This is a genomic window from Mycobacterium sp. TH-M25, from assembly GCF_057473665.1.
The window spans coordinates 1-8,565 of the sequence record NZ_JBYCLA010000419.1 but is presented as its reverse complement, the minus strand read 5'-3'; the positions used below and the strand labels follow the sequence as shown (position 1 = coordinate 8,565).

5 protein-coding genes and 1 pseudogene are annotated in these 8,565 nt (G+C 66.1%); 1 reads left to right on the top strand and 5 read right to left on the bottom strand.

The annotated features are described in order from the left end of the window. Positions 1-123: 123 nt before the first annotated feature. Positions 124-2,166 carry an NAD(+) synthase gene (locus AC2VOU_RS14185; protein WP_486957957.1) on the top strand — a complete coding sequence of 681 codons (2,043 nt, stop codon included), beginning with the start codon at positions 124-126 and terminating at the stop codon, positions 2,164-2,166. An 89-nt stretch (positions 2,167-2,255) separates the two neighbouring features. On the opposite strand, the gene AC2VOU_RS14180 is transcribed toward AC2VOU_RS14185, so the two are convergent. From AC2VOU_RS14180 to AC2VOU_RS14160, 5 genes and pseudogenes are all read right to left on the bottom strand, one after another. Further along, positions 2,256-3,416, bottom strand: coding sequence for a hypothetical protein (locus tag AC2VOU_RS14180; protein ID WP_486957958.1), 1,161 nt, complete (start codon positions 3,414-3,416; stop codon positions 2,256-2,258). 10 nt (positions 3,417-3,426) lie between these two features. Beyond that, positions 3,427-4,353, bottom strand: coding sequence for a hypothetical protein (locus AC2VOU_RS14175; RefSeq protein ID WP_486957956.1), 927 nt, complete (start codon positions 4,351-4,353; stop codon positions 3,427-3,429). Further along, positions 4,353-5,465: a GAP1-N2 domain-containing protein gene (locus tag AC2VOU_RS14170; RefSeq protein WP_486957955.1), complete on the bottom strand. Its 1,113-nt coding sequence runs from the start codon at positions 5,463-5,465 to the stop codon at positions 4,353-4,355. Before AC2VOU_RS14170 ends, AC2VOU_RS14175 begins: the two co-directional genes overlap by 1 nt. Beyond that, complete coding sequence (locus AC2VOU_RS14165) at positions 5,462-7,474, bottom strand: SaeA-related protein (protein ID WP_486957954.1); 2,013 nt, start codon at positions 7,472-7,474, stop codon at positions 5,462-5,464. Before AC2VOU_RS14165 ends, AC2VOU_RS14170 begins: the two co-directional genes overlap by 4 nt. Then, positions 7,474-8,565: pseudogene (locus tag AC2VOU_RS14160) on the bottom strand (hypothetical protein); the annotation flags it as partial. The pseudogene AC2VOU_RS14160 and the gene AC2VOU_RS14165, both read right to left, overlap by 1 nt.

Sequence of the window (8,565 nt, the reverse complement as noted above, 5' to 3'; positions counted from 1 at the left end):
GACAACGCCTTTCGGATCAAACCTCGTCGCTACCGCGTGCCGCGCCCCGCGCTGGGGGGATAGCAGCCGCATTCGACCCCGATAGTCGCCGACTGCCACTCGCGGGGCGACAATAGCGGAACGATGGACTTCTACAACGCCTACAGCCAGGGCTTTGCGCGGGTTGCCGCGTGCACTCAGCACACCACGATCGGCGATCCAGCGGCCAATGCCGCATCGGTGTTGCGGCTGGCCCGACTGTGCCACGACGACGGCGTGGCACTCGCCGTGTTCCCGGAGCTGACGTTGTCTGGCTATTCCATCGAGGACATCCTGCTGCAAGACATCTTGCTGGACACGGTCGAGGACGCCCTGCGCGACATCGTCGCGGCCTCCACCGACCTGCTGCCCGTCTTGGTGGTCGGCGCCCCGCTGCGTCACCTTCACCGGATCTACAACACCGCGGTGGTCATCCACCGAGGTGCGGTACTGGGTGTGGCACCCAAGTCGTATCTGCCGACCTACCGGGAGTTCTACGAGCGTCGCCAGGTCGCACCCGGCGATGACCAGCGGGGCGCCATCCGGGTTGCCGGCGTGGACGCGCCGTTCGGCCCGGATCTGTTGTTCGCGGCGACCGACCTGGCCGGCTTCGTGCTGCACGTCGAGATCTGCGAGGACATGTTCGTGCCGATTCCGCCCAGTGCCGAGGCGGCGCTGGCGGGCGCGACCGTGCTGGCCAACTTGTCGGGCAGCCCGATCACCATCGGTCGCGCCGACGACCGCGCGTTGTTGGCGCGATCGGCGTCGCAGCGGTGCCTGGCCGCCTACGTGTATGCCGCTGCCGGAGAAGGAGAATCGACCACCGACCTGGCGTGGGACGGCCAAACCATGGTCTGGGAGAACGGTGTCCTGCTCGCCGAGTCGGAGCGTTTCCCCAGGGGTGAGCGCCGCAGTGTCGCCGATGTCGACCTTCAACTTCTGCGCGCGGAGCGGCTGCGGGTGGGCACCTTCGACGACAATCGCCGTCACCACCGCGCGTCGACGGAGTCGTTCCGGCAGATCGACTTTCACCTTAAGCCGCCGACCGGTGACATCGGTCTGCGCCGCCACGTCGAGCGGTTCCCGTTCGTGCCTGCCGATGCGCAACGCCTGCAGCAGGACTGCTACGAGGCTTACAGCATTCAGGTCGCCGGGCTCGAACAGCGGTTGCGCGCCTTGAACTTTCCCAAGGTGGTCATCGGCATCTCCGGCGGGCTGGACAGCACGCATGCGATGATCGTCGCCGCGCGGGCGATGGATCGAGAAGACCGGCCGCGAAGCGACATTCTGGCGTTCACCCTGCCCGGTTTCGCCACCGGCGAGCACACCAAACGCAACGCGGTTGAACTATGCCGCGCGCTGGGTGTCAGCTTCGCCGAAATCGACATCACCGAGACCGCGTCGTTGATGCTCAAGGAGATGGACCACCCGTTCTCGCGTGGCGAAAAGGTCTACGACGTCACGTTCGAAAACGTCCAGGCCGGCCTGCGCACCGATTACCTGTTCCGGCTGGCCAATCAGCGCGGCGGCATCGTGCTGGGCACCGGGGACCTGTCCGAGCTGGGTCTGGGTTGGTCCACCTATGGTGTGGGCGATCAGATGTCGCACTACAACGTCAACGCCGGCGTGCCGAAAACACTGATCCAGCACCTGATCCGCTGGGTGATCGCCTCGGACCAGTTCCCATCCGAGGTGGAAGAGGTGCTGCAGTCGGTGCTCGACACCGAGATCACCCCCGAGCTCGTGCCCAGCGGCGAGGAAGAAGAGCTGCAAAGTAGCGAAGCGAAGGTCGGGCCCTTTGCCCTGCAGGACTTCTCGCTGTACCACGTGCTGAGGTACGGATTCCGGCCGGCGAAGATCGCGTTTCTGGCCTGGCATGCGTGGAGCGATGCCGACAACGGCAACTGGCCGCCTGGTTTTCCGGACAATAAGCGGCCGTCATACGCGCTCAAAGACATTCGGCACTGGTTGCAGATCTTCGTGCAGCGCTTCTATTCGTTCAGCCAATTCAAGCGCTCGGCGCTGCCCAACGGCCCCAAGGTGTCTCACGGCGGGGCGTTGTCACCGCGGGGGGATTGGCGCGCTCCGTCGGACATGTCGGCGCAGGCCTGGCTCGACGCGATCGAGCGCGACATTCCCGAGGACTGAACGTAACCGACGGGCATCGCATTCGCGTCGACGCTGTCCCGCTCGGCCAGCAGTGTACCGTCGGCGACAACGCCCCGCCTGGACGACGTCTACAGCACTCCCAGACTTGCCGTCGCCCAACGCAACGGATCGATACAGCGGAACGGCGCAATGCCGCGGGGGTTGAGCCGGTTTCCGACCGGCGGCTGTCCCAATGACGAGACCGCGAAGTATCGATGATCCAACCTGATTCCGCTCGAAGGGTTTTCGACGCCGGCGACGATCGACCCACCGTTCAGACGCAGCAGCAGGCTGCGCACTTCCTCGTGCAGAAGGCGGCCTTCTGCCTCGTTGTAGCGTCCAGACGCCGAACTGTCCCGCATGAATGCTGCTCCGGCGTTGGACATCACCCGGCTCCATGCCGATCCCTCGACGGCAGTGAGCGCACGCAGTACGTCGAACTTCGCCATGATCACAGCCAGTCGCGGCCGGCCTCCGCCCACCGCCAGTAGGAGATTGCTCAGCACCGAACGCGGATCGCCACCGCTCCATGCCTGGGGCGGGATCAGGTCGTGAAGCTGGTCGCGAATTGCCTCGACCCGCAGCGGGTCGAACATGAAGAACACCGCGTCGGCGTTGGCCAGGAACTGAAAATAGGGAACGTGGACGTTGCCTGTCTCGAGATCCTCTCCCGCGATGTCACGCAGCACCACATAGCGGCGCACCCCGCGCCATGGGCCGATGCTGAAAATCAGCGGATCACGTTGGTAGGAGGACTGTACGTGCGCGGCCGGCGTAGCCGGGATCAGCCCGCGTTGCTCAAACAGCGGCCGCTCATAGTTGTCCAGATAGTTGCGTGCGGTGTCCGGAGTCGCCGGCTCCATCGAGACGCCGAGATTTTCGCAGAGCAGTTCGAGTTGTTTGACCAGCACTGCGATGTACAGGCTCTTGCCGGTGGCCCGAGCGCCCGCCATGGCAATGCACACAGCCTGACCCTGTCGCCAGTCATCGGGGAGCGCAAAATGGCAGATTGGACACACTTCGACGGCGGGTGCGCCCAGCGCCCGGCTGGCATCGGCAGTGCACGGACGCAGCGGGCCGTCGTAGCGCGGCGGGCGATTGAGCACATGCATGGGCCCGCCGTGAACGTCGCTGCCGAAATAGGCCGACGCGACCGGATCGTGGTAGCGGGGACCCGGCGTCTGCGGCGACACCGTCCAGGCATAGGCGTTGTCGTCGAGAATTGAGAAACATCTCGGGCACTTGGTCACCATGGCGGCCTCAGGTCAGCATGGACAGCAGGGCTGCGGCGATCTGGTCGACCACCGCCGGGTGGGCGCCCAGGTGCGCTTCGGCGCGGGTGCCCGGGGGCGGCGGTGCCAACAGCGCACCGGATGCGCGCACTCGTTCGTCGCGGGAAATGTGGATTGTCGGAAACCTCTCGTGCAGAGAGTAATTCAGCGCATCTGTCACCACGATAGTGCGCTCGGAGTCCGGCAGCTGCGACCAGCGGGCGCCAGCCGACCACTGCATCGGCGTGCCGGTCACCGCCTGTGCCAGCTCCGCGATGGGCGCGTCGATGAGGGTGCATCGTGCCCCGACCAGCGCCGCGCCGGCATCTTTGACGCCGGCCACGTCGGACACTCCGGCGAGTATGTCGATCGCGGCGCTGACGCTTCCGTCCTCGAATGCGGCCTTCATCGACGCCGAGGCGTCCACGCCGATCGTCAGCGAACCGCCGCGCCGGCGCCGTTCCTTGCCGGCTCTGCGTCGCGCCGCCGTGCGTGCCATGCAGGCAAGCGGGCTGAGCGGGACTTCATCGCCGACCTGCGCGGTCACCCTGACGCTGGCGCCGTGCGGCGTGAGCGCGGCGAGCTCCATTCCGTGGGCGCCCGACACGTCGACAGGGTCGAATCCCACCTGGTCGGGATCGACCTGACCGGGCGAGTCCGGTCCCATGGCAAGGTGAACAATCGTGTCGTCGCGGAAGGTTGTCGCGCCGACCGGCTCAACCCCCACCGTCAGGCCACTGTGGTCAAGCGCCGGAATGATCATGACGTGCGGGTTGACGCGGATGAACTCCTGCTGCGCCGCGCCGGCATCGACGTAAAGGGCAACCCCGTCGACAGATCCGCTGATCGAGATCGACATTGCCTGGTTCGGAATCTCGACGCTGGGCGTTCGGCTACCGAGCAGATAGATCGGCATCACTGTCTCCATCGCAGTCGGGGCGGGCGCTGGGCGGGCGTTGGGAATTGCGCTCCACGTTGGGGTGTGTGGGCAGCGATGATCGCCTTGGCCTCAGCTTCGGCATCTGCACACCGGGCGCGGTTGACTACCGAGATTGCCATCGGAAACGACGGGGGAACAGCCATGTCGGTTATCTCCGAGGCACATTCGTCGATATCGGCCAACAGGTCCCTCGCTGACGCCGGGTCCACCAGCGCCACCTGGGCCATCGCCGACCAGGTGGTGGCCTCGATCCGCTGACCGGCGGCGGTGCGGTGGGGCTCGCCGTTGTATTCGCCCAGCGACAACGTCTCGGCCTCGTCGATGAACAGCGCGCCCGCCGGAACGTTGCCCGCATCCACCCGGGGAATGCTGACCAGGTGGTGGCCTGCCTGCAACAAGCCCTCGAGGTCCAGGCTGCAGTCGGCAATGCAGAAGTTGAAGCGCCGAGCGGTATCCGGTGACATCAGGAAACTCACCGCACCGATCCATTGCGCGGCGTTATCGGCTGATGTGGCGCCCAACACCACGGCAGCGCCGCCGGCCATCGCCGCGGCCGTCGCGTCCAACAAGCCGCACAGGGTGCTCAGCCGCCATGTGTCGGTGTCGCAGGCGAAATCGACGACCGTTTGGGCGGTGACCGCTCCGCTGGGGCCAGGCACGACCTCGGGCAGAACTGCACCGGCGATCGCTCGGCAGCCGTATGGGGTGAGCCACCGCGGGGACCGCCACAACTCGATTGGCCGCGGGCTGTCGTCGCTACGAGAGGCGTCACGGTCGAGCAGGACATGGGCAAAGATGTTGCCCGGCCGGCCCAAGCTGTCGGTTCCGGCGGGCGCGTAGTGGAAGTAGGCCGCGGTATCCTCGTCGAGTCGGCGGTGCCCCAGCCGCCGCGGCGCAGCCCACAGCTGATCAGCCGTCGGATATCGGGGAAGGTGCTCGAAAGTGTTGAGCGCCAACTGCATTCGGGAGACCAGGTAGTCCGCTTCGGCGGCGGTGATGCCGCCCGATGTCTCTTTCACCTGCCAACCGCCGCGGGTCGCAGCACCGTCCATGGAAGTGTAGGTCAATTGTCCGTAGCGACTCGTCATTGCGGAAACGGCCCAGGAGTCAGTCGCAGATCCTCGACGGGCGGATCCAGCAACGCCAGTAGCCGCAGCCGTTGCGGCGCAACGTTGGCGAACAACCTGATCCAGCCCTGCAGACCGCGGACGTCGGCGACCCATAGTTCGCTGTCGGCGTCGCCGTCGGCCGTGCTCAGCGAGGACCACTGGAACTCTTTGACTCCCGACGAAATCGGAACCCCATGACGATCGAACTGGAAGACATCGACCGCGCGCCCGTCCTTGGCGCTCAGTGGAATACGCTTGGAATTGTTCACTAATACGAAGGGCGGCGAGCCGGCCGTTTGGGCTTCGGCGCGTATTTTCAGCGCCGCGCTCAGCGGCAGGCCGGCGGAGTCCCTTGCGATGTGCACCTGATACCAGATTCGCAGCAGCCCGCTGTATTCGACCGACGTCGGGACGCCCAACACCTGTCGACCGGCGCTGAATGCCATCGGTATCAGATGCAGCGAGCAGCCGCCGGTGGGAAGCTTGTCCATGAACTGCATGCCGCCGGACTTGTCGTAATCGGCTCGTGCGATTTGGTAATTGCGGCCGGTCAGCCCTTGACTCGGGTCGTGGCCTTTCGGCGCGATGTACACCAGCACGCAAGCGGCACCCGGCGGCCAATCGAAGGTGAGTACCTGCTTGCTGCAGTACTCCACCAACGCCACGTCCTTGATCAGTCCGGTGCGCACCGTCGACATGGGCTTGCCGAGTCTGGCTCGGCCGTCCAGCACGGTAACCGGGGTGAAGTACGCCCGGTTCCAGCCGTCCGGCCACGACACGGCCGGCATCACCGACTTCGGGATCCCGTTGTCATCAACGCGTTCGAGTACGGGGCGGATCAGTTGGGCTTCGCGGGTCAGACCGACCTGATCGAGAACCGATTCGTCCAGCTCGGTGTCTTGCGCGTCGGCGCTGGGAGGTTCCGGGGTGCGAAACACCGACACCTGGCCGAACCGCGGAGCCGTCCACTCCAAACTGATTGCGACATCGTCGCGTTCGCGCTCCGTGGTCAGCGTCATGTCGGTGACCGGCTCGCACACCGCGGTGACGCCGATCTCCGATTCCACGGCTTCGGACAGCCGAGCGACGTCATCGACGTCGACTTCGCAGCGCAGGCGGTACACGTAGCGGCGGCCGGGCTCGACGTCGTGATCGACGAAACCGGACAAGTGCGGCTGGCCGGCCGCAATCTGGAATACCGGCCCGTCGTGTTCGGCGAGTTCGAGCGGGACGCGATACACCCGCACTGCGCTGACCCCGGGGACGGTCGCCCACTGGCCGATGACGCTTCCTGATTCTTCCCGGATCTCGAAGTCCCGCAGTGTGTAGATGACAACCCCGGCGGCGTGCAGAACAGGCTGCGCAGCCAAGGCTTCGGCGGCAGATTCTCCGGCGTTCACCCAGACCTGCAGATGGCGCACGGCCTTGGTGAGGGGACGGCCGTCGGTCACGTCGGTCGTGAACGTTGCCGTGATCAAGTGCGCGTGATCGGGCGAGTATCCGCGCTCACCGTCGGTGCTGACCAGCCGGTAGATGACACACGGTGGCGCCTGCCCATCCTCGGCGACGAAGGGCGGCCACGACACGTGCAGTGCGTTGTCTGCGTCCTCATCCTCGCGAGGACGTCGCAACAGCACCGCTGCGACGTCGCGCTCGCTGTGCCGGAAGTTGAACGGGGCAAAACCCGCCTGGGGCGCCGCAGCAGGCCCGGACGGAGGCTCATCAGCGGTGTCCTGCGGCGCGGCTGGGTCGTGTTCGCTGGCGAAGTTGCGCAGTATCGACGCCATCTCCTCGGCGTGCTGGGCCACCGCGCCGGGGAGCATCTCGCGAATCTGTCCGGCGTCGGTGCGGCCGGACCGCACCACGAGCCGGACGTGGGCCGCTTTGAACGACGACCGGGACACCGCTCCCGAGCTGACCAACTCGTCGCGCCAGCGCAGCAGGGTCGCCAGACGCTGGTCGTCATCCATGGTCTGCAGATCGGTCATCAGAACACCAACGAACCGGATTCAGGCGGGCCGGCATTTTCCGTTGCTGCCGGGTCCGCGGTCTTGGTGGTGGCCGACGACCCGATTGTCGGCGAGTCGGAGGTGAAGATCGCGAAGTCATAGGTGGGTAACCCTTCGCCGACTTGCACAATGACGGCCCGGTAGCCCAGCCCGTTGCGGTTGACTTCGGCGTCGTCGATGGCGACGGCCGAGCGTCCGGTGGTGACGGCGGTATCGGTGAACAGCGACCCGATAAAGGGTGCAGCCGGCCCGCTGCACCCTTGCAGCGCGCCCCCGTCGAACTGTGCCGGCGACATCTGTCGGCCCGTCGCGGGGTCGACGATGCCTCCGGTCAGGGCTGCGGCGACGGGGCTGGCCGGGTCGTCGAGCTGAGCCTGAACTTGCCGCCACAACGACTCCGCACCATCGATCGGCGCCGACCCCGAGGCCACCGCGGACGACCAGTGGTCAAGATCCGAACCGGAACCCGCGCCGGGCATCCGGAATAGCGCCTCCGGCTCCTCGCGCAACTGCCGGCTGGTCGACTCGAGCAGCCGCTCCCAGGGCTTGGTCAGCCAGCCGACCTCATGGAGTTGTCGTTGCAACGCGTGCACGGCAGAGTCGGCTTCTGTGGTCGCCGGTGAAGCGACACCGATCTGGACCGATCGGGGGAGACCGTCGAGAATTGCCGGTTTGGCCGACTGCTGGGGGGCCACCGGCCCGAACGGTGTGCGCAGGAGCTCGCCGAGCACGCGGTTCCAGGCCAGCAGCTGACCGTAGGCCGCCGAGAGCCGGCTGACGTCGCGCAGTGCCGCCTGCAGATTGAACTGCACCTGTTCGAGCTCGCTGCGCTGAGTCTGACGACGGTTCACCTCGGCGAAGAGGTGGCGTTGCCCGACAATGAACAAGGCCAGCGCCGCAAGAAGATAAACCCCGAAAACAATGCCCGCGACCGAAAACGAGAACTGCCAGCTGACCCACTTCACCGCGGCGATACCCAGCAAGACCAGTAGCGCAGCAAACACCGCCCAACTCGATGTCCGGGCGATGGTCGCGATCATCTGCTGGCGTCGGCGCAGCTTCTCGTCGAC